At 69.3% G+C, this 24803-nt stretch carries 10 protein-coding genes and 4 pseudogenes; 6 read left to right on the top strand and 8 right to left on the bottom strand.

The genetic code is table 11. The annotated features are described in order from the left end of the window. Positions 1-2 precede the first annotated feature (2 nt). Genes drmC through drmA form a run of 3 tightly spaced genes read right to left on the bottom strand, consistent with a single transcriptional unit; the run spans position 3 to position 6492 of the window. Positions 3-767 carry a DISARM system phospholipase D-like protein DrmC gene (drmC, locus tag ABZS71_RS31620; RefSeq protein ID WP_356215518.1) on the bottom strand — a complete coding sequence of 255 codons (765 nt, stop codon included), beginning with the start codon at positions 765-767 and terminating at the stop codon, positions 3-5. Continuing rightward, positions 764-2656 carry a DUF1998 domain-containing protein gene (locus tag ABZS71_RS31615; protein WP_356215516.1) on the bottom strand — a complete coding sequence of 631 codons (1893 nt, stop codon included), beginning with the start codon at positions 2654-2656 and terminating at the stop codon, positions 764-766. The genes drmC and ABZS71_RS31615 overlap by 4 nt, the downstream gene beginning before the upstream one ends. Further along, positions 2653-6492 carry a DISARM system helicase DrmA gene (gene drmA / locus ABZS71_RS31610; RefSeq protein ID WP_356215514.1) on the bottom strand — a complete coding sequence of 1280 codons (3840 nt, stop codon included), beginning with the start codon at positions 6490-6492 and terminating at the stop codon, positions 2653-2655. The genes ABZS71_RS31615 and drmA overlap by 4 nt, the downstream gene beginning before the upstream one ends. 179 nt (positions 6493-6671) lie before the next feature. Here drmA and ABZS71_RS31605 point away from each other — a divergent pair, with 179 nt between their 5' ends. Continuing rightward, the gene (locus ABZS71_RS31605) at positions 6672-8843 is read left to right on the top strand and encodes a UvrD-helicase domain-containing protein (RefSeq protein WP_356215512.1); all 2172 of its coding nucleotides are present in this window, start codon (positions 6672-6674) and stop codon (positions 8841-8843) included. Positions 8844-8948: 105 nt separating this feature from the next. On the opposite strand, the gene ABZS71_RS31600 is transcribed toward ABZS71_RS31605, so the two are convergent. Further along, on the bottom strand, positions 8949-14888 hold the full coding sequence (locus tag ABZS71_RS31600) for an AAA domain-containing protein (protein WP_356215510.1): 5940 nt from the start codon (positions 14886-14888) through the stop codon (positions 8949-8951). Between the two features lie 396 nt (positions 14889-15284). Between ABZS71_RS31600 and ABZS71_RS31595 the strand changes: the two genes are divergently transcribed. The 3 genes and pseudogenes from ABZS71_RS31595 to ABZS71_RS31585 all read left to right on the top strand — a co-directional run bounded on the left by ABZS71_RS31595 (position 15285) and on the right by ABZS71_RS31585 (position 19403). Continuing rightward, positions 15285-16124, top strand: a complete 840-nt coding sequence (locus ABZS71_RS31595; RefSeq protein WP_355854961.1) for a hypothetical protein — start codon at positions 15285-15287, stop codon at positions 16122-16124. Between the two features lie 90 nt (positions 16125-16214). Continuing rightward, positions 16215-18760 (top strand): annotated as a pseudogene (locus tag ABZS71_RS31590) (DUF262 domain-containing protein). A gap of 34 nt (positions 18761-18794) precedes the next feature. Further along, a complete protein-coding gene (locus ABZS71_RS31585; RefSeq protein ID WP_356215508.1) occupies positions 18795-19403 on the top strand; it encodes a hypothetical protein in 609 nt (202 codons plus the stop codon). Here ABZS71_RS31585 and ABZS71_RS31580 read toward each other — a convergent pair. Together ABZS71_RS31580 and ABZS71_RS31575 are read right to left on the bottom strand one after the other, a co-directional pair. Next, complete coding sequence (locus ABZS71_RS31580) at positions 19339-20337, bottom strand: recombinase family protein (protein WP_356215506.1); 999 nt, start codon at positions 20335-20337, stop codon at positions 19339-19341. The genes ABZS71_RS31585 and ABZS71_RS31580 overlap by 65 nt on opposite strands. 408 nt (positions 20338-20745) lie before the next feature. After that, the gene (locus ABZS71_RS31575; RefSeq protein WP_356215504.1) at positions 20746-21438 is read right to left on the bottom strand and encodes a TetR/AcrR family transcriptional regulator C-terminal domain-containing protein; all 693 of its coding nucleotides are present in this window, start codon (positions 21436-21438) and stop codon (positions 20746-20748) included. 53 nt (positions 21439-21491) lie between these two features. On the opposite strand from ABZS71_RS31575, the gene ABZS71_RS31570 reads away from it, so the two are divergent. After that, on the top strand, positions 21492-22613 hold the full coding sequence (locus tag ABZS71_RS31570; protein ID WP_356215502.1) for an NAD(P)/FAD-dependent oxidoreductase: 1122 nt from the start codon (positions 21492-21494) through the stop codon (positions 22611-22613). Positions 22614-22635: 22 nt separating this feature from the next. Here the strand turns inward: ABZS71_RS31570 and ABZS71_RS31565 are convergent. Next, positions 22636-23139, bottom strand: a pseudogene (locus tag ABZS71_RS31565) (Tn3 family transposase); the annotation flags it as partial. A gap of 120 nt (positions 23140-23259) precedes the next feature. On the opposite strand from ABZS71_RS31565, the pseudogene ABZS71_RS31560 reads away from it, so the two are divergent. Then, positions 23260-24625 (top strand): annotated as a pseudogene (locus tag ABZS71_RS31560) (Tn3 family transposase). A 44-nt stretch (positions 24626-24669) separates the two neighbouring features. On the opposite strand, the pseudogene ABZS71_RS31555 reads toward ABZS71_RS31560, so the two are convergent. After that, positions 24670-24803: pseudogene (locus ABZS71_RS31555) on the bottom strand (IS5/IS1182 family transposase); the annotation flags it as partial.

Here is a 24803-nt window from a genome sequence, read left to right as displayed (position 1 = left end):
GTTCAAAGTCGAAAAGGCTTGAATATGCCAAGGCGTTGCAGCTCCACGATGTGCTCTGCTGCACGCCGTGGTGCTTCGCCGCCAGTCACCAGTACCCCCGCCTCGATATTGCGCCGCGCTGCGGACTCGGTCAGGTTCGCGCTGCCCAGGAAGAGCGTGCGACGGTCGGCAACCGCGAGTTTGGCGTGCTGGCGTGAGTGGACGTGCTCGGCCGAGTCGCGTGCCCAGTGCCAAAGACGCAGCCCGGGCACGGACGCGAACGCCTCGGCCGGCTCCCGACCCGAGAGGAGGCCGCGCGCGCCGGCCAACGTCTCCACCACGACGTGCGTCTGCACGCCCCTGGCCGCAGCCTCCGTCAGAGCCCGTCTCAGCGCTGGATATGGTCGGGCCGCGTACGTCATGGCCAGCAGTTCGTCATGAGCCTCATTGATGACCTCGACAAGCACCTGGGCGGTCGCCCGCACGGGTACGGCCGGCGTCGAGGGACCGCTCCACACGGTGCGGACGTGGACCATGTCCCGGGCACGCAGCATCGCAGCGACATAGCCCCGCACGTAGGCGCCCGCCTCGACGAGAGGAACCGACTCCGTCGCCATCGCGTCGTACAGCCTCGCGACGGCATCGCTGACTCCCGGCGTCGCCAGTTCGGTCAGTACCCGTTCTCTGGTGCGTCGTTGTGCCAGCAGGCCGGCGAGGTCCTTGGCACGAGAGAGGCCGAGGGCCGTAACAGCGGCCTCGGCGGCGGCCTCGAACTCATGCCGGCTCACGGCAGCAGACCGACCGGGGTCAGTATCTGTTCCTTGTCACCGGAAAGCGGGACGAGGAAGCGACGGTCCAGGAACCGATTGGCACGCTCGCATGTGGTTTCGGATACGAAGAGGCAGACATGGCATGCGGCTCCGTGGAGATAGTCACCCGGGTCGTGCGGCAGGCGTTCGGAGCAGAGCGGGTCGGCCGAGCAGTGCCCGGCGTCGGTCAGGGCACGGCGGGTGATCCGGTCGAACTCACGCTCTTCGGCGAGGGAAACCAGGCCGCCGAGGGTGCCCTCGGAGTCCGGAACGGCGGTGTAGAGGAGAATTCCCGTTCTCGGATTCTGTTCATCTCCCGCATAGATCCGTTCGGCGAGTGAGGCCGAGTTGTAGCCGCATTCCAAGGCGATGGTGCGGATGAGCAGGTGGGAGAGAGTGTGAAGGGCGATGTACCGTGCCCCGGGCCAGCCGTGGAAAGGGTCGAAGTCGCTCGTCTTGCGGTCCGACTTCCGGTTGGCGCGGAATCGGCCGTACGCCGCCCTGTGGGCCTCCATCTGCGGTGACTTCTCCATGCGTGCCACCCACTCGGCCATGAGGTCGTCCCGCACGCGCAGAAAGATGCCCTCGCCGCGTACCTCGCCGGCCGGCACCCAGGTCTGTGTGCCGCGGGACAGGTCTACGCGGGTGGCGATCTCCGGCGATTCGGGGTCGGGGGCGTCGAGCCGGGTGAACCCGATCAGGGCGCGTGCCTCGCGCAGCCGCTCGACCTGGCGGACGTCGGAGAAGAGTTCACTCAGGGGGGTTGGTACGGAGGCCTGCCTCAGCGCGAAGTCGTCACTGGGCGGGGGGACGGGGCCGGAGAGCGCGTCCCATTCGGGGCCGAAGAGGTCGGCCTGGACGTCGGGCGCGGAGGGAGCCGGCCCGTCGGTCCCCCGCTTGCGAGCCGCGATCGCCGCGACGACCGCTTCCGCGTCGAATTCCTTGAGAAATCCGAACTTGGGCATGCGCGCCATGAAGTCGAAGTGGCTTCTGTCTTCGATGAACCGCAGGTCGGGCCAGTGGTCATCGAGGAGCTTGTCGATGTCTCCGCCCTGCCCCTTGGGAAGTGCCAGGGCGCTGAGGGTGAGCGGGAACCACTGGTTTGACGCGCCGGCCACCATCAGGACGGCATCCTGAGGGCAGCCGTTGGTCTCATACGTGCCGAGGTGCGGGTGCCGTCCGCGGCACTGGGGCAGGTTGCGGCGGCCGCGTTCGCCCATCGCCTCCCGGATGTTGCGCTTCTCGCCACAGGCGACGCACTCGATGGTCACGTTGGCGGCCTGGTTGCCGCCGTGGTCCTTCATGCGCAGCTTCGGGCGTGGGGTCTTGCCGCAGGCCTGTGCGTGGTGGACGTATGCGGTGTACGGGAACTCGTCGAGGTGGCCGGCCGTGCAGACAAGGGTGAAGCGGGCAGCCACGGCGAGTGGCTTCCCGCGCTTGCAATCGTGGACGAATTTCGCCTCGTGCGGCGTGCGCGGGTTGGAGTTGATGAAGGCGAACTCGCCGGAGTCGACGGCGGCCAGCACATTGCAAGCGGTGCAGCGCAGCCATTGGGGGAACGGCGTGACGGGTACCCCGACTCCTTGTGCCGCCCAGCCCTTGGGGTCTGTGTCCCCGCCTTGCAGCCAGGGAGCGGCGCGCAACTGCTCGATCTGTCCGCGCCCGTAGCGCTGGAGGGATCGGTTGACGGCGGCGCGCAGCCGAGGTTCGTCGATGTCGTACTCGGTGATGCCGGAATAGCTCCAGGAGTCGAGTCCTTTGACGAGAACCGAGAAGTTCGGCAGGTCGACGAGTGAGCCGATACCGGCGGTGAACATGAGGTGGCTGGGGCGGATGGCGCCGACCCTGCGATTGCCATGGGTGCTCATCGCTGCGCCTTCCTGGTTGCGTCGGCTGTGGTGAGGCCGTACTCGTCGCTGTCGACGGTGGCCGCCATGTCATGGTCGGTCTCGAAGTCGGTGTCGGACGCCCCGAAGTTCCAGTCGGGGCCGCCTCCTGAGGATTCTTCGAGAAAAGCCCCGCCGCCGGGCAAGAGGAGGTTGATCTCGTTCTCCGTCTCGCGCATCGACATGCCGACCGTCAGCTCGGTCCACCGGGATCCGTCTGCCCGCCTCAGGAGTCCGTTCACGATTATCGTCTTCCGCTTCTCCTTCCGGTAGCCGAGGGCCGAGCTGTTCTCGTCGCGCTTGCGGCGCCATTCGTCCTTCAGCCGGTCCAGACGTTCGCTCAGGTACCGGCGGGGCCGCTCGCCCCCTACGCGTTCGGCCCGTTCCAGCAACCGGCGTTCGACGTCCTGGGCAAGGGGCCCGTCGAGGTCGACGTGGTGGGCGTCCAAGTTCCGGGACGTGTCGTATGCCGCCTGCCGCAACGCGGCGACATAGGTGGCGGCGACGCCCCGGTCGAGGGCGCGGCGGGTGAAGGGGGTGACGGAGAGAGCTTCGACCTGGCGGTAGAACGTGGCGTGGTAGGGCTCGAAGTCCTCGTAGTGGGCAAGGTCTCGGGGGCGTGACCAGTTGTAGAGGGTCACGACGAGTCCTGGGCGCCTGGCGTCACGGCCGACGCGCGAGGACGCCTGGATGTACTCGGCGGTGTTCTTGGGCTGGCCGACGACGAGCATCAGACCGAACCGGGAGACGTCGACACCCACCTGCAGCATGGAGGTGGCGAGGACGACATCGACTGCCTGCCGGGCGGTCGGCGTCATGGCGGCGCGGGGTTCGCGCTTCTCCTTCATCGCCGTCGCGTACTCACGCAGGAAGGCGCGCCGCCGCTCCGAGGTGTCGCGCTCGGGATCGAACGCGATCTCCAGGCGCTTGAGGGCCGCACCGATGTCGGCCGAGGAGATGCGGGAGGTCAGCTCGTGGATACTGAGCATGCCTGCTCTGCTCACGATGCGATCGGCCAGCGTGTCCTCGCCTTTCCGGCTGCCATTGGAGCGCACGCGGGTGGTGATGTCGTCGTCCATGTACCGCCGCATGCCCGCGAGTTCGCGGGTGGCGTTGAAGTAGCCTACGAGTGTCATATACGGGTCTGCCGGCGTGCCGAAGTCGTCGAAGAGCTGCTGCCCGGCGAGCAGGAGGATTTCGGCGACCCGAATTTCCGCGGCCTTGAGGCGGGTGCCGTGCGCGCACACGCCCAGGTAACGGCGGCCGGGGTTCTCGCGGCTCAACTCGACCTGCCGGGAGAAGAACGTGTCTCCGACGTCGAGGACCTGCGGCGGGAAGACGGCGACCTTGCGGCCGAAGACGCCGAGTACCTGATCCGCAGCGCGTTTGGTGGTCGCCGTCGATGCGACGATCTTGGGCCCGACTTCGTGGCGCTGTCCACGGACGTCGGTGATGCTCCAGGTGCACAGCTGATCGACGGCGGCTTCGAAGAGGCCGACGGTGGTGCCGAGCGCGCCGGAGATCAGGTGCAGCTCGTCCTGGATGATCAGGTCCGGGGGCCGCAGGCGGGTGACGGGCTGTGCGGTGACGCCGCGCAGGTCGCCTCTCGCGTTGTGACGGCCTCCGCAGCCGGTCTTGGCGTCGAGGTCGTCGTGGCGGTAGCCGTGGCGGGGGCAGATCTCCGTCACCCTGCCGAACAGCAGACCGGCGTACCCGTTCCACGGAAGCTGGGCGAACTTGTCCACCGTGGCGATCAGCAGGGACGGGGCGAGCCGGTAGATCTCCTCGTCGACGGTGAGCACGGGGATGCCCTCTCCGAGGGCTTCGCGCCGTGAGAAGGGGCAGCGGTCCTCGCCTTCGCCGTGCGGGCAGTACAGCAGGACACGGCGCCGTCCTTCGTCGTACTCCATGTGGGAGCGGGCCGTCAGCCCGCTGCCACACCAGGGGCAGGTGAGGACCTGGAGGACTCGGGCGTGTTTGTCGCTCGCGCTCTCCCTGGCGTCGGCGATCTGCTCCTTGGCCTCGTCGAACCAGTTGGGCGAGACGGAGGTACCCACCCAGAGTCCGATGCGGAACGGTGTGGCGCCCCAGCGGATGTCTCGTGCGAACTCCTCGCGGCGCAGCACCTCGCAGGCACTGACAAGGGCGGCGGCCCGTTGGAACTGCTGAGCGGTCAGAAGGCGGAGGGTGTAGCGCATGAGCACACCGACGCCCGCCTCGCCGCTGCGTGCCTCCGTTCCCGAGCCGACTGTGCCCTGCAGCCGTCGCAGCGCGAACGTGTAGGCCGCGAGGCCCAGATATGCCTCGGTCTTGCCCCCACCGGTCGGGAAGAACAGCAGGTCGACGAGTGCTTCGCGGCCGGTGCCGCGGTGCGGGTGTCCGGGCCGGCTGAAGGAGTCGAGGTTCAGCAGGACGAAGGCGAGCTGGAACGGGCGCCAGCTGGCGGCTTCCTTGCCCTTGGCGTAGACCTCGTCGTACGCCTCCCGGTAGGAGTCTCGGTCGTCCTCACGGCCGGCGCGGGCGGTGGCGATGGCGGTGTTGCGGCGCTGGAGTGCCATGGCCCGGTTGGCGAACCGGAAGGCCTCCAGGGCCGTGTCGTCGGCGACGAGCCTGTCGATGCCCAGCGTTATGCGGTCGCAGATGTCCAACGCCTGCTCAACGGCGGCGCCGGCCGAAGCGCGCAGGTCGTCGGGGAGCGAGCGGGCTGTGTGCCGCTGCTGTCCGAGCCAGGTGCCGTAGCCGTCGGCCAGCGGTGCGAGTGCTGCGCTGAGTTCGGTCCGGCGTGCGGGCGTGGCCAGCGAGGCGAGTTCGTCCATGCCGAGCTCCAGCCCACGGAGAAGATCCTGCTCCTCGAGCGTCGGTGCGGTGGTGGCCCGGACGTCGTACTCGGGGAGCCAGGTGGTCGTGAGGCGGTGCGCGTTGCGCTCACCGTCTCGCACCTGTGCGTGCACAGCGACGTTACGGCCCTTGGCGTGGCTGAGGCTGTCCCGGTAGAGGAGGCGTAGCCGCCGGTCCTCGGGATCTTCCGGGACATTGCCCCGGTTCCCGGGATCGAGAGGGTCGTCGACCGGGAGGAAGACCGCGGCTTGGTCGTCCGGAAAGGCGGTGACGTCGATCTCGGTCTGGAAGAGCCAGTGCGCGTCGCGAGCCTCTCGGCTGTCCTCTTGCCGGTTCACCAGGGCCAGTTCGACGACGCGCAGGTCCTCGGCGTCGGTTCGGACAGTCTGCGGCTGTACGTGCCGTACTTGCACGTCAAGGACGGCGGCGTCGCCTTCGAGCTCGACCATACGGTCGGCCGTGCCGGTCACGTCGACGTCCACCGGGTGCTCGATCGGCTCGCGCGACCAGACCCTGCGGGTCGTGCCCCGGTCCGTGGTTTCTTCCGACTGGGTGTAGCGGCCCCAGCGGACGGTCACGCTGAGCGTGCCGACAGAGGCGGGAACGGTGAAGGACAGCCCCATGGACGATGCCCATATGTGGCCGGCGGCCTGCGGAGTCAACCGGTCCTGGGGCTCCCTGTCGTCACCTTCCTGCTCGTCGCCCGACTCGCTGTCCGCACTCTGGGCGGCCGCGAGTGCGATCCGGTCCGCGGTGACGGTCTGGGGCCGCGGCCCGAGCATGCCGACGAGGTACCGGTCGCGCGGCCCTGAGGAGGCATTCGAGAGGGTCTCCGTCTCGCCGTCCCAGGGCCCCAGCAGGTCGCGGCGGATGTAGGTCACGAGTCCGTCCCGTACCGCGTACGAATCCCCGGCACGGAACGTTTGGGGAACTTCGTCGAGCGGGTGCGGGAGAGCGGCCTGGGCAGGCTGGGCCGGCATTCGGTAAGTCCTCTCGGACGGGTCCGGTGGGCACGAGCGTGGGTCGATCGTGCAACAGCACGAAAATATAGACCGTTGACAGAGTTCACACAATGAAGATCGCTCGCTCCGTCGCTCCGGGCCGGGCGAGTCTCTAGGCTGGTCCTCGACACCGCCCGCCCCGCGCCCCGAGGACGCCGATGCCCCGACTCGCCCTCTCCGACGACTTCGTCGCGGACCTCATCTCGCTGCAGAGACCCGTCCAGAAGGAAGTCAACGACGCGATCCAGATGTTCCGGGGCATGACCGTGCCCCAACTCCACGCCAGCAAGGGCATGCACCTGGAGAAGCTCGAGCGGGCGCGCGATCCCCGGATCCGCACGATACGCATCACCAAGTTCTACCGGGGCGTTCTCCTGGCGCCCGACGACGGAAGCGACCTGTTCACACTCCTTCGGGTCGCTCCTCATGACGAGGCGATCAATTGGGCCTGCAAGCGCGCCTACTCGGTCAACGGCGCCACCGGAGGCCTGGAGGTGCGCAACGTCGAGGCCCTGGAACACATGGAGACGTACTTCGAAACGAAGGCGGTGGCAACCCCCGCCCGCCTCTTCGAAGAGCACTCCGACACCGTGCTGCGCGACCTCGGCATCGACGACCAGGTCCTGCGCCTGGCCCGCGTCTGTGTCACGGCCGAGGATCTGACGGTCATGGCACCGCCCATGATGCCCGCGGACCAATACGAGGTGCTGGAGTACCTGGCCGCCGACTACTCCCCCGAAGACGTCTGGGAGCAACTGATCGCTCCCCGGGGGCAGACCGTGCGTACGGCGGAGGACCGGCCGACGGTCACCCTCACCGAGGCGATTCTGAACACGCCCAACCGCATCGTGGAAGTGACGGGGCCCGGCGAGCTGGAGCGGATCCTCACCGAGGATCTCACCCGCTGGCGCATCTTCCTCCACCCTGCTCAGCGCCGCTACGCATACCACCCCGGCTTCAACGGACCCGCTCAGGTCACCGGGGGGCCCGGCACCGGCAAGACGGTCGTCGCCCTGCACCGGGTCCGGCATCTGCTGCGTACCGGCCGTGAGGGCGACCGGATCCTGCTCACCACCTTCACCAATGCCATGGCGGCCGCGCTGCGGGACAGCATGGCGCTCCTGCTCGGCGACGCCGACGTCCACCTGCTGAATCGCGTCGACGTCACAACGGTGGATTCTTTGGCCGCGCGGGTCATCCGGGAGGCGCGGGGCAGTTCCCCGAAGCCCCTTTCGGCCGCCGCCGAGAAGAGCGCCTGGACCCGTGCCACCGCACGGGAGGAACTCCCGTGGACGGAGCGGTTCCTCTCCCAGGAGTTCCGCAACGTCGTCCTGGCGCAGGGGCTGCGCACACCCGAGGAGTACTTGCGCTGTGTACGGCGGGGGCGCGGCACCCAGGTGGGGCGGGTGCAAAGGGCCCGGCTGTGGCGCGTCATGGAACGGTTCACGGCAGACCTGGCCTCACGCGACTCGGCGACGTACACGCAGCTGTGCGACCAGGCCGCACGGATCCTGGCCGAGGGCGGGCCGCGCTACCGCCACGTCGTCGTGGACGAGGCCCAGGATCTCCATCCGGCACAGTGGCGGGTGCTGCGTGCCTGCGCGGCTCCCCAGTCCGACGACATGTTCATCGTCGGCGACCCGCATCAGCGCATCTACGATTCCCGCGTCTCACTGCGCTCGTTGGGCATCAACGTCCGAGGACGCACGTCCCGGCTCCGCCTCAACTACCGCAGCACGGAGGAGATCCTGCGCTGGTCCGCATCCCTCCTCGACGGTCAGCCCGTGGGCCGGCTCGGTGAGGACGACGACGATGACGGTGGCCGGGATTCGCTCCGGGGCTACCGTTCCCAGCTCCACGGCCGCGTTCCGGCGGCACGCGGATACGGCAGCCAGGACGAGGAGCTGCGGGCATTGATCGAGCAGATCCGGACCTGGATCGACCAGGATGGGGTCAAGCCGTCCGAGGTGGCGGTGTGCGCCCGGTTCAACACGCTGGTCGACGCGGTCATCACACGCCTGCGACGCGAGCGCATCCCGGCGGTCGCGGTCAGGGACGATCCGGGGCCGTCCGTATCCGGCGTACGGGTGGCCACCATGCACGCGATGAAGGGGCTGGAGTTCCGGTGCGTGGCCGTCGTGGGCGTGACGTCGAGCGTGCTGCCCTTCGCCCCGCAGGTGACGCCGGCCGACGTGGATCGCGTTCAGCACCAGTCGGATCTTCTGGCCGAGCACTGCCTGCTGTTCGTGGCCTGCACGCGGGCCCGCGACGCGCTGGCGATCTCGTGGAACGGTGAGCGGAGCCGCCTGCTGGACCCGGTCGCCGGATGAGAGGCGCAGGGCCCCGCCGCGTGAACCGCGAGCCGGGTTTGGGCGGCGGGGGCCAGCGGCGGAGGCGGACGTTCCCGATCCCGGTCCGGCCTGCGCCCAGAGTTTTCAGGCCCGGATTTCCCGGACGACGACCGTGTGTGTCTTGTTCTGAGAGGCGTCGTAGGAGATTTCACGTCCCGCCGGCTGCCACATCAGCGCGTGGCCCAGCGGAGACGACGGAGAAACGATGTCCGCCTCGTCGGTGGGCAGTTCGGCGACCGTGTACAGCGTGTCGCCATCGACCTGGCCGTCGAACTCCAGAACAAGGAGCGCGCCGGGGATCACGATCTTCGGCGTGGCCGTCTCCCGCCCGACACGGACGGCGTCGATGAACGCCCGCAGGAAACCGAGGCGTTGCGTCCGTCGGTCACGCTGATCGGCCTGTGTCTTACGGATAAAGACGAGGTTCGCCGCGTCCACACCGTCGGGAGTCTCGTCGGGAGCGTCGACGGCGATCTGCAACTCCTGCATCTCGCGGACCAGCCGCTGGAAGGCGGCGGCTGGAATTTGCTGAACCGGCAGAGGACTTCGGGTGACTCGGGGCGGCTCCTGTGCTCGCGGCGCCGGGGCCACGGACACTGCCGGGGTCGTGGCCGCCGACGCCCCGGTGTGCGGGCGCGGGGCCGGGGCCGCGTCCCTCGAAGGATCCGGCCCGGACTCGCGCGGGTCCCTGGACTGGGAGACGGATGCCGCCCGCCGGGCCGGCGTGTCGCCGGTTGCCCGTGCATCGGCCCCCCGGCTCGTGCCCTCCGTGACCTCGTGGTCCCGGCTGTCCCCTTCCTGGTCGCTCCCGTCCGGGTCGGGGACCGACGAGACCTCCGTCTGCGCATCCGCATCCTCGGCAGGAGTGCCGGGCTCCCCTTCCTCTTCACCTACCGGCTCGATGCCCAGCCGCTCCAACTCGGCCCAGAGCGGTGCGAGCGCCTGCTCACGGTCGAGGTGGAACCGGCTTCCGCGGATGCGGACGAAAGTCCAGTCGACGCGCTCCAGGTCACGCTGCAGGGCGGCCGCGGTGGACGCGTCCTCGCCGTCCGCGAAGGCGTCGCCGTCGCAGGCCACCGCGAGCCTGCGTGTCCCGCCCTCGACGACCAGGTCGATCGTGTGGCGGCCGACGCGGTATCCGGGCCGCACACGGTAGCCACGCGCCGTCAGCTCCCGGTACACCTTCTGCTGGAACAGGCTGTCGAATGCCTCGTGCCGTACGTCCGGCAGTACCTCGCCGTTGACCGCGACGGTGTCCTCCTCCGCGGGCCGGGTGAGGTGATCGAGCCACTGCCGGCGGAGGTCGTTCTCGTGGAACTGTTCGATGCGCGCACTGTGGAACACCCACACCTGGTCCTGGGCGCGGGAGGCTGCGACGTTGAGCCGCTGCTCGTACGTCTTGCCGTTGAAGCCCCCCGGCACGGTTCCCGCGGCGGTGGTGGCCGAGTTGAGGCAGGAGATGAACATGACGTGGCGCTCGTCGCCCTGGAAGTCCTCGGCGTCGCCCACCCGGATACGCCGCTCCTCACGCTGCTCGTAGTCGAGGCGTTCGGCGAGGAGATTCTCCAGCTCTGTCACGTGCCCCTTGGCGGCGCGGAGGCTGACGATGCCCATGGTCCTCCCGTCGTACACGGGGTCGGCGCAGCAGCGCACGACGGCGTCGACCAGTGCTTCGGCCTCCGCGGTGTTGGTCAGCCGGGTGTTGGTGCCGAAGGCTTCGCCGTCCTCGACGTACACGGTGCGGACGGGGGCCAGCCGGTCGGCACCGTACTGCCGAAGCGGCTGCAGCCGGCCGTTGTAGCAAAGCTCGTTGGAGAAGGAGATGATCTCCGGCATGCACCGGAAGTGCTCCTTGAGCATGAGCGTGCCCCGGCCCGCGGAGAGGGCTTCCGTGAGATCGAAGAAGCTGGACTCGGGACCGAACAGGCTGCGAACGTGCGGCTCGAGTGCGGTGAGCAGCCGGTCCCTCAGGTGGAAGTACTCGTCCTGCTTGAGGCCGACGTTGGAGGGGCTGACCTGCTTGCTGTCGCCGACGACGACCATCCGGTCGGCGAGCCAGCTCAGCAGCATGGCCTCCAGGCCGGACTGGCTGGCCTCATCGACGATGACGACATCGAACAAGCCGGGCCGGTCCATGGGCACGGTCTCCGCGACCTGATGCAGCGGCATGATCCAGGCTGGCACCGCTGTCTGCGCCTTGCGCAGTGCGGCCTGAGCGTCGCGCCGGTAGCGGTGCTGGTACTTGCCCTTGATGCGGCGGGCGGCCTGCTGGTACGCGCTGAGCGCTCGGGACTGGTCGCCGGTGAGCAGTCCGAGGCAGCGATGCCAGGCGCGGTCGGCGGCGAGCCTGGCGAGCATGATGCGTGCCTCATCGTCGGCCTCCGACAGCCGCTTGCGCAGCGTGCGCTCGGCCTCCGGATCGGTGAGCCGCTCCATGCGGACACGCCACGCGGACCAGGCCCAGGCCTCGGCGAGGTGCGGCAGCCGGGTGTCCCAGGCGGAGTCCTCGGGGGCGTCGGTTATCCGCCCGGCGAGTACGGGGAACGCCTCGCGCACGCGGGCGAGTGCCGCGTGCTGTTCGGCCCGCAGCCGGGCGGCCTCGCGGACCTCGGCGATCTCATGGCTGAACTCGCGGTAGCCGTCGGGGTCCTGGGTGCGCACGCTGTCGAGCGCGCGCTGAACGGCGGGTGAGACGCCGGGCCGGTCGGTCCAGGCGCGCAGCAGCTCCTCGGTGACCGCGATGATCCTGCGCGACTGCTCTGCCGCGCGCAGCGTGGTCGCCGCGCGCAGCAGGGCTCGTACGGCGTTCTCGACGGACGGGTCGTGCCAGGTGGCGACGGCCAGCTCCGGCGAGGTGGCCGCGGCGGTGAGCACGTCGGTGCGGGCGGCGGCGACGGCGAGAAGCGCTTCCAGTACCTCGCTGTCCTGCCGCAGGCGAGCGAGTCGCGGACCGTGCCCCTGCCAGGCGCCGGCGGGGGTTCCCCACTCGGATTCGACCTGGGCGAGGCGCAGTTCGAGCTGAACGCGGGCCAGGACGACGGCCGCGGATTCGGCATCCTCCGGAGCCCGCCCGTCGACACGGACGATCTCCGCGAACGCACCGACGGCCTTGGCCAGCTTCGAGCGCATGCCGAGCGGCCCGCGGAGCTTCTGTCCCTGTGCCAGCCCGTCGTGCAGGGTAGTGGCCTGGCCGAGAGCGGTGGGCGGGTCGTACTGTTCCAGGCCGCTGACCATCGCGGTGCCCAGCGTGGCAAGCGAGACATCGACGGCCACGAGGGCATCGGTGACGGCGGCCTGTCGGCTGCGCGCCTGCCAATCACGCCCCTCGGTCACCTCCTTCAGGAGCACCACGGCCCACTCGCCGGCCGAGGCGGCAAGAGACGCGGCGCGGGCACGGGCGGTGGAGAAGGCGTCGAGAGCCGTCGAGAGCCGCTGCTGTTCGGCTTCACCGAGCCCGCGCACAGCCGCGTCGTACTCCTGGCTCAGCGGGTCCTGCCGCACCGCCGCGTGCGCCTGGTCCGCCGAACGCACGACGGAGACGGCCTCCTCGAGGTCGCTGGGGCTCGGCAGCTCGGAGGGGCCGGGTACCTCGGCCGCCAGGGCCTGGTGGTGGGGAGTGAAAGCGCGGGTCGTGTGCAGGAGACGGAGAGCTTCATCGGCGCTCAGGGTGGGCTGTTCCTGCGGGACCTGGCCGAGCCAGTCGTACCGTCCTGCCTCGGCGGTGAGACGCTCGGCGATCTCCTGGAGGCTGCCGCTGTAATCACCGATCTCCGCCTCGAAGCGGTGGGTCTCCTGCTCGCGCAGCACGGCGAGGTCGCGCACCATGGCCTGCTGGGCGGACCGGGCCGCGGCGAGCCGTGCCTGGAGGGTACGGATCTCCTTCTGGGAGGCCTTCGGGTCGTACCCGGCGTACTCGCTGAGGATCCTCTGGACGGACGCCTCGAGCTCTCGCTGGGCGGCCGCGCCGTCCTCGGTACGGCTCACGCACAGGTCACGGATGGACTCCGGCAGTTTGTCCCGCAGGACGCGCAGGGCGCGCGGAGTGTGGCTGGTGATGAGGACCCGCTTGCCCTGGGCGAGCAGGTCCGTGACCAGGTTGGCGATGGTGTGCGTCTTGCCGGTGCCGGGCGGGCCCTGTACGACGACGAGCCGGTTGGCGCGCAGACGTTCGGCGATCGTGCGCTGCTCCTCGTTGGCGGGGAGCGCGAAGTACATCTCGCCGGTGCCGGTCTCCGTCCCGTCGCCCTCGGCCGCGGCGAGGTCGGCGGCGGTCAGCGCCCCGTCGCGGCCGGCGATGTAGCCGAGCAGCTCGGTGGGACGGGTGCCGGCGTCGATCTGACGGGCGATGGCTTTGAGGGCGTCCATCGTCGACCGACGGCTGCGTTCCCGCAGAACGAGTCCGGGTGTGAGTCCCACCTGCGGCACGTCGAGGTTTCGCGGCTTGGCGCGCTCCACGGTCGGCAGGTAGCTTCCGGCGCTGTGCGCGGCGTTGACCCAACTGCGCAGGGCAGTGTGCAGGGCTTCGAGGTGTTCAGGGTCCGTCACGTCGGAGGCGCCTTCCAGCACCTCGACGATCCCCTCGCGCACGGGCCCCAGGACGTGCTGGGTTCCTTCCAGCATGCCCTCTTCCAGTTCCAGGCCGACGCCAGTCGGGTCCGGGGCGACCGTGAGCATGCCGGTGGACGGGTCGAGATGGATGGTGGCCCGGTGGGTGACCAGGTGCCGTTCCACACGCTGGCCACCGGTCGTCTGCCAGGTCAGCCGGCCGAACCCGAGGACGAGTTCGTACGCCTCGCCGAGGTTGTCGGCGTCCTCGTGCATCTTGTGCAGCCGGTCGTACAGCTTGACGAGGGGGTCGATCGCCCGACGTCGCTCCGCCCAGGCGAGCCACTCCTGTTCCCAGGCGGCGTACAGCTTCTCGATCTTCTCCCGCTTCGGGTGCTCGTCCAGCTCGTGATAGGTCTTTTCGAGCGGGATGCCCTGGGACCAGTCCGGGAATTCGGGCTCGATCCGCCGGCGCAGGTGCGGGGCGCGGGTCTGCTTGAAGTCACGGACGCGCGTCTCGTCCACCCAGGGCGCGAGCAGGGTCTTGGGGTGTGGGGCGTCCTCCCGTTCGGGGCGGGCGACGGTCAGCCAGGCCGGATCGTCCGTGGTGAGCACTCCGTCGAGCATCACCTCGACGCTGGGGTCGTCCGGCAGCTCCTCGAACCACACGGTGCCGGCCGCGCCGTCGAGAGTGCGGACGGGCCGGGCCTTCGACTCCTCTGCCTCGGCGAGGAACCGGAAAATCTGCCGGACGCGTGTGGCGTCGGTCTTGTCGGCGGGCGGCTCCTGCGTCCGGGCGAATGCGGCCTGCCGGTCGGCGCTGGTCGGCTGCGCCGGCACGGCCCCGAGCACTACCGGGCCCGTGGTCTGAGGTCCGCCTCCCTCGACGAGACCGCCGTGGCCACCCGTGGGCTCCGGTCCAGCGTCCGCGAACAGGGACTGCTGCTGATCGCCGAACAGCGCCGCCTGGTCCGGGAGCCATGGGGGCGTGGTGCCTGCATTCGCCACGCGGGTGCCGACGGGGGCGGACCCAGCGGCCACGGCCGTGGTGAAGGTGACGCTCTCGCGGTCGTGCGAAGGCGGGAACCGCACCTCGATGTCCAGCTCCGCGGCGGTGCCGGCGGGAATGCTGTAGGCCCACGTCGCCGAGATCCTACGGCCCGTGCGCAACGTGCCTTCGAGTTCGTCGTCGAGCACGTCGGTCCGACAGTCCTGTACCTGGCGGCCCGTCTTTCCGTACGGCCCGCTCCGGAGGCGCAGGCCGATGCCGTCCACGTTGATGGGCCGACCGGTGCCGTTGCTCAGGTACAGAGTGCATCGCACCAGGTCGTCGCCCTGCCGGTACCCGTACGAGTCCTCGGGATCGACCAGCACGTACGGCACGACGTCGTCGACGCGGACGTGCAGCCCGTCGTCGTACTGGTAGACGGAACCGACCGGCCGCACACCGTCGCTCAGGCCACTCTCACCCTGGCTCACACGCCACCCCACTGCTGCTCAGGGCCACATGGTGGCCACCTTGTGAAATCCCGCCCCGGCCACATCAAGCACGAACGCAACGCACCCCCCGGCACGTCAACTTGGGTGTGAACTGAGCACACGGACCGATGGTATCAGGAACGCCACCGGGACCACCGCCATACGGAACGCCTCGCGTCACCCATCGCGAACGAAACCCTCAAAACCCCGGCAGCCAGGTCCCTCATCGCCGCATTTGAACCCCTTATCGGCTCGGCGAGCGCCCGCGCCACCCTCCAGGAACACCCCGGCAACAACGCGTGTAAGTTGACTGAGTTCACAGTAATGTCGCAGGATGGTGGCTCTGGCTTCGCCTGTCCGAGGTCCCAACCGTTCCCGGAGAAAGGCACACGTACCATGCACATGGAAGTGCTCGACGTCTCACCCCAGTTGGCAGCGGAGTGGCTCACTCGCAACACCAACAACCGACCTCTCAGCAAGAGCACGGTGCAGCAGCTGGTCGGCCAGATCCAGCGCGGCGAATGGCAGTTGACGCACCAGGGCATCGCCTTTGACGAGGACGACGTACTCATCGACGGTCAGCACCGGCTGGCGGCAATCGCCAAGGCCGGGATCACGGTGCCCCTGACCGTCACACACGGCGTGCCCCGCACTGCCTTCACCGTGATGGACACCGGGCGCAAGCGCACCGGCCGGGACGCTCTCGCACTTGCGGGTGAGACCAACGCGACGCACTTGGCCGCAGCCCTGCGCGGACTCCACCTCTACCTGTCCGTACCGAACTCCGCCTGGAGCGGCGGCTCATCCGTCACCAGCAACGACCAGCTTCTGGTCATGCTCGAGAAGCACCCCGGCATCCGCGACGCGCTGCACCACGGCATCGCGCTCAACCGCGCATGCCGCATCACTGTCACAGCTGCGACAATCGGCTGGTACGTCACCACGGAGGCCCGGCCCGACATCGATCAGTCCTCCTGGAAGGACGGAGTCGTCACCGGCGCAAGGCTGGAATCGGGCGACCCTCGCCTCACCCTGCGCAACACCATGCTCAGCCTGGCCGCGGGCAGGACACACCGTCGCCGCGACGACTCCCGCGAGCACCTGCTCTACTACCTCAAGGCGTGGAATGCCTGGGTGGAAGGCCGGACCATCAAGCTTCTGCGCCGGTCCCCCAACGAGACGATGCCCAGGATCACCAACCAGTCGGGCATTGGACCGGCGGACAAGGACGCCTGACGGGGCATAGATTCAGCTGACCGCTGTCCTCAGGGCCGAAGGGCTGGACGGACCGGCAAGACCTGTGCACCCGGCAGGGAAAGGAAGCGCATGCGCGCCCAGGAGATCACCTTCCTGAAGCTCGTCCAAGGGGACAAACAGTTCCAAGTACCGCTCTATCAGCGCACGTACAGCTGGGGAAGAGACCAGCTGAAGCGCCTGTGGGAGGACGTCGGCGAACTCGTCGACCAGCATGTCTCCGGGGAGCGCACGGCTCCGCACTTCCTCGGCTCGGTGGTGCTGGCCCCTGGCCAGATTCAGGCCGGCGGCGTGCAGCGGTGGCTGGTCGTGGACGGTCAGCAGCGGTTGACCACGCTGATGCTGGCGTTCACCGCTCTACGCGACCATCTCTGGGAGACCGGCGATCCGCGCGGCGTCGACAGGGTGCACCGGCAGATACTGGTCAACGAGTTCCACGAGGGGCTCGACCATTATCGGCTGCTGCCCACGCAAGCGGACCGGGAGGCATACGCCGCTTGCGTTCAGTCCCGGGCCGAGGCCGGCGGGAGCGACAACATCGGTGCGGCCTACCGGTTCTTCCGCGGTGCGCTCGCCGGGGGCCAGGAGGCCGGCGACGAGCGGTGGATCGGGACCGTCGAAACCGTTCTCAAGGACCTGCTCTCGATCGTGGAGATCACCGCCGAGTCCGGGGACAACGTCTACCGGATCTTCGAGTCGATCAACAACACGGGTGTCGGGCTCAGCCAGAGCGACCTGCTGCGCAATTACGTTTTCATGCTTCTGCCCAAGCGGGGTGAGCGGGTCTACCAGGAGCTGTGGCTGCCCATGCAGCAGAGCCTCGGCCCGAAGAACCTCGAACTCCTCGTCTGGCTGGACCTGGTCGTACGCGGCCACTACAAGACGAAGCAGAGCGAGATCACCGCGAGCAGCAGAAGCGGCTCCAGCCACTGGCCGGCGACGAGGACGCCCTGCAGCGCGAGATCGCACAACTGGCCGAGCGCGGGCAGCGGTTCCTCCGCATCATCGAGCCTCAGCGCGAGCCGTCGCCCGCACTCCGCGCGGTGCTGGAGCGCCTTGCGGCCTGGGGCGGTCAGACCCACTATCCGCTCGCACTCCACCTGCTGGACCTCGTCGCCGCCGGGAGCACGACGCCCGACGATGCGGCGCAGGCCCTGCTGTACGTCGAGTCCTACCTGGTGCGGCGTCTCATCTGCCAGACACCGACCACCGGCCTCAACCGGATCTTCATGGAGGCACCGAAGGAACTGGAGACCGACCGCCCGGCGGCCGAAGCCGTCCGGCGGTTCCTGTCCGGCCGGCGCCGGCGGTGGCCGGGCGACGAGGAGCTGCGCGAGGCGATCCGCAGCAAGCCCTTCTACTGGAGCGGCCGCCCTCCGCAGCGCGGCTACATCCTGCGCCGCCTGGAGGAGAGCTACCGCCCCACGGAGCCCGTCGACTTCGCCAAGGCGTCCCTCAGCGTGGAGCATATTCTCCCGCAACGTCCGGCCCCTGCGTGGTTCGACCTGCTCGCCGACGAGACCGAGCCGAACCAGACTCCCCAGGAGCTGCACGACCTGCTGGTGCACACGCTCGGCAACCTCACACTGACCGGTGACAACGCGAAACTCTCCAACCACCCGTTCGAACGCAAGCAACAGATCCTCGAGTCGAGCGCCCTGCGCATGAACCTGGAGATCGCCTCGGCGCAGCGCTGGGGCAAGGTGGAGATCCTGGACCGCGCCGACCGTCTGACGGAGCGGGCGGTGGGACTGTGGCCTGGTCCGACCGGCGGGGTCAAGCCGGCCGACGAGGAGTGGCCGGGCTGGGCCGAACTGCGGGCGGCTCTGGTGGCGATGCCGAGTGGCACGTGGACGACGTACGGCGACGTGGCCGAGCTGATCGGCAGCCACCCGGTGCCCGTCGGCAGGTACCTGGGCTCCAATCCGTCTGTGATCGGGGCTTACCGGGTCCTCAACGCGGACGGCAAGATCTCTCCCGACTTCCGGTGGCCGGACGGCAGTGACAGGCAGCCGCCGCAGGACCTGCTGACGGGGGAGGGAGTGAGGTTCGACCCCTCGGGGCGAGCTCACCGTTCGCAACGCCTGACCGCAGCGGAGCTGGCCACCCTGCTGGGCAAGGACGTCGCGCAGCAGGTCTCGCACGACCCGCTTCCCGACGGGGAGGACGCGCAGGCGGCCGAGCGGTTCCGCACGCAGTTGCAGGGGCATTGCCCTGAGGCGCTCGCCGGGGTCCTGGCAGCACTCGACTTCTGGCGCCGCCAGGGCGGCTACGTCAACTACGGCCGGCACGAGGAGACCAGCTGTTTTCCGATGCTCGACGCCGGAACGAGCAGGCGGCCCCATCTGATGTGGCCGGTCGCGATCTACCCCGTAAGCGGAACGGTGGAGGTCGTCTTCCAGTACCTCAAGGACCGCAGCCCCTTCGACGACACGGAACAGCGCCGAGAGTTCCTGCACCGGCTCAACAAGATCGACGGCATCGACCTGCCCGAGGCGAAGCTGGAACTGCGTCCGTCGTTCCCGGTGCGGGTCTTCGCCGAGCACGGTGACGAGATCTGCGGGGTACTGGACTGGTTCGTGCATACGGCGGCGCTGGATCTGGCGCGCCGGGCCTGAGTGCGAGCAACGATTTCGGGGGTGAGCACCACTCGTGCGACTCTTAAACGGTCTCACGCTGTCGCGCAACAACGGAGCGCGTACGAAGAAGACGGGCACGACCTGTTCGGGCGAGGCTTCTGTCGCGAGCGCCGTCGAGTGGGAGCTGCGCGTCCCCGGGCGTCCGTCGCTGACGGTGCACGACAACCACTGGGAGAACAGCGAGCGGGACCTGGTGCTCTACAAGCCCGCGGTCGTCCCCGAGATGCCCGCAGCCCTCTCCAGCCTGCACAACCGGCTGCGCTCCGGGATCTCCGACTCCTCGGGCGGTGCGAAACTGCGCATCATGGTCTACCCCACGTATGTCGACCCGCTGGGGAGGCCACGAATCAAGAAGTCCCTCACGACAGCGGATCTCGCGAACTGGGTGGGGCTGCGCCACCTCCGGAAGCTGACCGCACGAGAGGGCGTCACCTTGAAGCCCGCGTTCGACCGGCTGGACCTGCCTGGTGTCGACCTGGACGATCCGCAGGACGAGAAGGCCCTCCAGCACGCCCTGTACTTTCCCGCCGCGGATGACGAGACGCCGGTGCTCGCCTTCATCCACTTCCGGATCGTGCCCGTCCTGCGCCACATCGGCTGGCTGTCCCCGGACGGGAGCTGACCGGGCGGCACCCGCACATGTGCCGCCCACTTCGGTGCGGTTCTCGTACTCGCGGCGGGCTTTGCGCTGGGCCGGGAGCGCGGGGACTGCTTGGCCGCCGTCGAGGGGCTGGCAGCGGTCGAGGAGTTGGCGGTGCACGGCGGGGACGGCGCTGACGCGCAGGGTGTAGCCCTGGCCTCGCCGTACGGTCGCCCCCTGGTCGAGCGCGGCCCGCTCGGCGGGCTCCAGGTCGGCCGCGCGGAGGAAGTCGGCGACCTTGCCCGGCATGTCGAGGGTGACCGGCAGTTCCGGGGCGGGGACGTCCTCCCTCGATGGCGGTGTGGTCGGGTAGGAGGTCGGCGACGGCGGTGCGGATCGCGCCGCGGCTGACGCCGTGGTCGCGGGCGAGGGCGGCGATGGAGCGGCCTTCCAGGTACGCGGTGCGGACGGTGTCGGTCTTCGCGGCCGCCACGGCGGGGCGGCCGCCGCCCTTGCTGCCCTTGGCCTCGGCGGCGCGCAGTCCGTCGTAGGTCAGCTCGCGCTGGAGGTCGCGCTGGAGTTCGCCTGCGGCGGCGAGGGTCTGCACCATGAACTTCACGGTGGACAATAGTTCTCCGGTGCGCGGGTGGCGGGCGGTGAGGTCCATCGCGGAGAACGCGCCGTCGTGGATGCGCAGGGCGAGACAGTCGCGGTGCAGGACGTCGAGCACGTCGAGGATGTGCCCGGTGCCGCGCACCAGGCGGAACGTCTCGGAGATATGCACGGTGTCGCCCGGCCGCGCGTACGCCAGCAGTTCGCCGAACTTCGGGCGCTGGAGCGGGTGGAGGCGGCTGGAGGTGCCGGCCTCCTCCTCGAACGGGATCGGGTCCTCGATCCTGGCCTCGTCCAGGACGAGGTTCTGCCGGGCGGTCGACTGCTGGTCGGTCGAGACCCGTTTGTAGACCAGGTTCGCCACTCGGGGGCCCCTTCCGTACGGAGGATCGGACCCTATCTGTCGTCAAACCCTGTCAGCAATCACTATCGGATCTGATTGGATTCGGGCCGCCGCAGACCCCCGGATTGCACGGGTTCATTGGACGCACCGCCCGCCTGTCGTTTGCCGACACCGAGTACCGTCATCCCGTGTCCGGCGCAGTGACAACGACCTCAGCGGCGCAACCCAGAGCATCACCGAGCGCTACCTTGCCCCTGGTGACAGCTTCCTTAGAGGCAGCCCGGCTTGCGGCCCTTCCACGACCCGACCGAGAAGCGGACGCTCCCGGCGTCCCGATGGCAGCACCAAACGTTATGAAGTGGTGGCGACGCAAGCCCACACGGCCCGTGGACACCGACCCCGACCCTCACATTCGGCAAGAGCTGAGCGTCACGCTGGCGGCCGGGTGAGTTTGGCGGCCACGGCGTCGAGGACCCAGTCCAGGCCGGTCGCGAAGGATGCCTCGGCGTCCACGTCCGTGCCGTCGTACACGGCCTTGGTCAGCGCCGGGAAGCGGCCCGTGGCCAACATTCTCGTCACATGCGGGCCGGAGGCGCGCTGCCAGTCGCGCTTGGACAGGCCCGTGGCGCGCTCGGCATGCAGGTTCGCGATCTCGCGCCTGATCGCGCCAGTGAAGTAGGCGCTGACAGTCTCCACGGCGCGCATGACGGTGTCGATGTCGGCGAGGCCGTCGAGGGCGACCAGCGTGGCCTCGGTCACGGCGAGGCCGTTCGGGCCCAGGGTCGGGCGGCCGCCGAGCAAGTCGGCCAGCCATTCGTGACGGAGAGCGGCCTGCCTTGTGCGGTGGGCGAGGATGCGCAGCGCCTCCCGCCAGTCACCGGGCTGCTCCTCGGGGAGAATCTCGGCGTGGACCTCGTCCACCATGAGGTCGAACAGCTCCTGCTTGGTGGAGATGTATCCGTACAGCCGCATCGGGCCGGCGTTCAGCCGGGCGGCGACCTTGCGCAACGACACCGCCTCCAGCCCGCCCTCGTCGGCCAGCGCGATGGCGGCGGCGACGATCCGCTCCCGGTCGAGCGGCACGGGGCGAGTCGGCGGCTCCGGCCGGTCCCACACAGTCATGGTCACACCGTTCTGTTGCGATGCATCGCAATGGGGAAATACAGTGTATCGACATGAGACATCGTATCGCCGTGGTCGGGAGCGGCCCTGCCGGCCTTACCTTCGCCCGTGTCCTGCACCGCCATGGCTACCCCGTCGCCGTCCTCGAACGCGATCCCGCCCCCGACGCCCGCCCCCCGGGCGGCACGCTGGACCTGCAGGAAGGGCTGGGCCAGCTCGCGCTGGACAAGGCGGGGCTGCTGGCGGAGTTCCAGGCGCTGTCTCGCCCCGAGGGGCAGGCCATGCGCATCCTGGACGCGGACGGGACCGTCCTGCGCGACTGGCGACCCCGTCCAGATGACCGGGCCGATCCCGAGATCGACCGCGGGCAACTCCGTGACCTGCTGCTCGGCCCTCTCGACGTCCAGTGGGGTCGGCGCGTGACGCAGGTGGTGCCGGGGACCCGGGATGGCGTACTGGTCCATTTCGCGGACGGGCGACTGGAGACGTTCGACCTCGTAGTCGGCGCGGATGGCGCCTGGTCCCGGATCCGCCCGGCAGTCTCGTCGGTGACGCCGCACTACACCGGCGTCACCTTGGTCGAGACCTCCCTCGACGACGTCGACTCCCGCCACCCTGACCTCGCCCGGTTGATCGGCGACGGTTCCGTGGCCGTGTACGGCGTGAACCGAGCTCTCGTCGCCCAGCGCAACAGCGGCGGCCACGTCAAGGTGTACGCCCAGTTCCGCGCGCCGCTGGACTGGCACACGAACCTGGACCTGGCCGACGTCGAGGCCGTGCGATCGAGCCTGCTGGCTCTGTTCGACGGCTGGGCCGCTCTCGTCCTCGACCTCCTTCGCCACGGCACCGCTTTCGTCCACCGCCCCCTCTACGTCCTGCCCGTGTCCCACACCTGGACCCACGTCTTCGGGGTGACGCTACTGGGCGACGCCGCCCATCTGATGCCCCCATTGGGGGCGGGCGCGAACCTCGCGATGCTGGAAGGCGCCGAACTCGCCGAGTCCATCGCCACCACCGGCCCTGGAGATCTGGACGAGGCCGTCCGCGCCTTCGAGGAACAGATGTGGGCACGGGCCGGCAGGTGGGCGAAGATCACGATGGCCGGTCTGGAACGCCTCGTGAGCCCGGACCCCGCCGAAGCCCTCGCCCTCTTCGACCAAGTCCAGCCATCCTGACTGCCAAGCGCGATAGCACCAGCACTCTGACCTTCGCGGCAGGTCCGGCCTCCTCCAGGCGCTCGGCCAGCTGCTTCCACCCGGCATCCAGGCCCCGCACGAGCTCCGCCAGGTGCTCCTCGACGGGCACCTCCAGGCTCAGCCCGGCCAGTACGTCCTCGCGTACGGCCTCCCACTCCGCGCCGTCCAACAGCCGGGCCTGCGGGTCGGACCAGCGGTGCGAGGGAGAGGCGAGCGCGGCAGCAGCGGCTTGACGCTCACCTTCCGCCGAGCCAGAGCAGGAAGCCCGCGGACCCCGTCGAGGATCCGCTTGCCGCCGCTCGCCGCCCCCAGCGCCTTCGACTCGCCCAGCAACGCGAGGAACGGTCTCACCGTGTTGTACCGGGTCGCGAGCGCGTTGCGCGTGGCGATCTCCCTTTCCTCGTCCTCGGGCACCACCGGAGACGACCGTGGCGGCCGCGGTCAGCACGGCGGCCCGCGGGGCGACTTCCTCCACCGCCGCCCACAGTGCGGCCACGTCTACGTCCGTGGTGTGCTGCCGTTGGCGCTGAGAACGATCATGGTCAGCTAGCACACCGGCTGGGGGCTCCGCTGGGGTTCGCGGAAAGATCGTCGGGCGGGCACCGGCGCTGGCTACGGTCCGCTCGTGCCGGTGGAGTTTCTGACTGATGAGCAGGCTGAGGCGTATGGGAAGTTCGCTGAGGAGCCGACCCGCCCTGAGCTGGAGCGGTTCTTCTTCCTGGACGACGTCGACCGCGATCTGATCGCGCTGCGGCGCTCCACGCACCACCAACTGGGCTTCGCGCTCCAGATGTGCACGGTGCGCTACATTGGCCGGTTCCTCCCGGACGATCCACTCGACGTCCTGTGGCTGGTGGTCGAGCACCTGGCCGCGCAGCTCGGCATCGAGGACCCGTCGGTGGTGAAGCGGTACACCGAGCGGCCGAAGACGGCCTACGAGCACGCGTGGGAGATCCGGAACGCCTACGAATACCACGAGTACGAGGACCCGGAGTGGTCGCGGCGGTTCCGTACCTTCCTGCACGGGCGGGCGTGGACGCACGCCGAGGGGCCGAAGGCGCTGTTCGACAACGCGGTGGGGTGGCTGCGCCGCAACCGGGTGCTGCTGCCGGGGGTGAGCGTGCTGGCCCGGCAGGTGTCGGAGGTCCGGACGGTCGCGGACAAGCGGCTGCACGCCACCGTCGCGGGAGCCGCACGCCGCGCGGATGCGGCGCTGCCCGGCGATCTGGTGGAGACGCTGAAGACGCCGGAGGGCTCACGGTTCTCGGAGCTGGAGCGGCTGCGCCGGCCGCCGACGCGGACGACGGGTACGGCGTTCGCCCGCGCGCTGGTTCTGGCGCGCGACCATGCCCGGGGTTCAGACCGGAACGTACGGAGTGCTGGAGGACCTGGCCCGCAACCGCGTGAACCTGAACAAGGTGATCACGCACTGGCCGGACATGCTGAAGGTCGCCGGTTCCCTGGTCACCAACCAGGTCCGCGCCTACGACCTGCTGCGGATGTTCGGCCGCGAGGGACGCCCCACCCCACTGGGGCAGGCGTTCGCCGAGTACGGGCGCATCGCCAAGACCGAACACCTGCTCCGCGTGGTCGACCCGGTCGACGACACCTATCGCCGTCAAATGAACCGGCAGCTCACCGTGCAGGAGTCCCGCCACAAGCTCGCCCGCGACGTGTGCCACGGCAAGCGCGGCACCATCCACCAGGCGTACCGCGACGGCATGGAGGACCAGCTCGGCGCGCTCGGCCTGGTCCTCAACGCCATCGTGCTCTGGACGACCCGGTACATCGACGCCGCCCTCGCCCAGCTGAAGGCCGAGGACCACGAGATCCGCGACGAGGACGTCACCCGGCTCTCCTCGCTCAAACACCGGAACCTTAACCTGCTCGGCCGCTACAGCTTCACTGCCAGCGTCCCGGCCGCCGGCGCACTGCGCCCGCTGCGCGACCCGGACGGGCCGGAGCTGGACGAGGACGACGACGCAGCATAGTCCCAGAGGAGGTGGGGACTAGGGCGTGTGCCGAGTTCAGATCTTTAGACGGGCTGGAGGCTGCGGAGCCAGATGACGGCTCCGCGTAAGTGGAGTCCGGCCAGGTAGCTGGCCGGGGTCTTGTCGTAGCGGGTGGCGAGCCCGCGCCATTCCTTGATCTTGTTGATGCAGCGTTCGG

The sequence above is a fragment of the Streptomyces sp. NPDC005393 genome (assembly GCF_040606675.1).
GTDB lineage: Bacteria > Actinomycetota > Actinomycetes > Streptomycetales > Streptomycetaceae > Streptomyces.
This window is presented reverse-complemented; position numbering and strand designations above follow the sequence as displayed.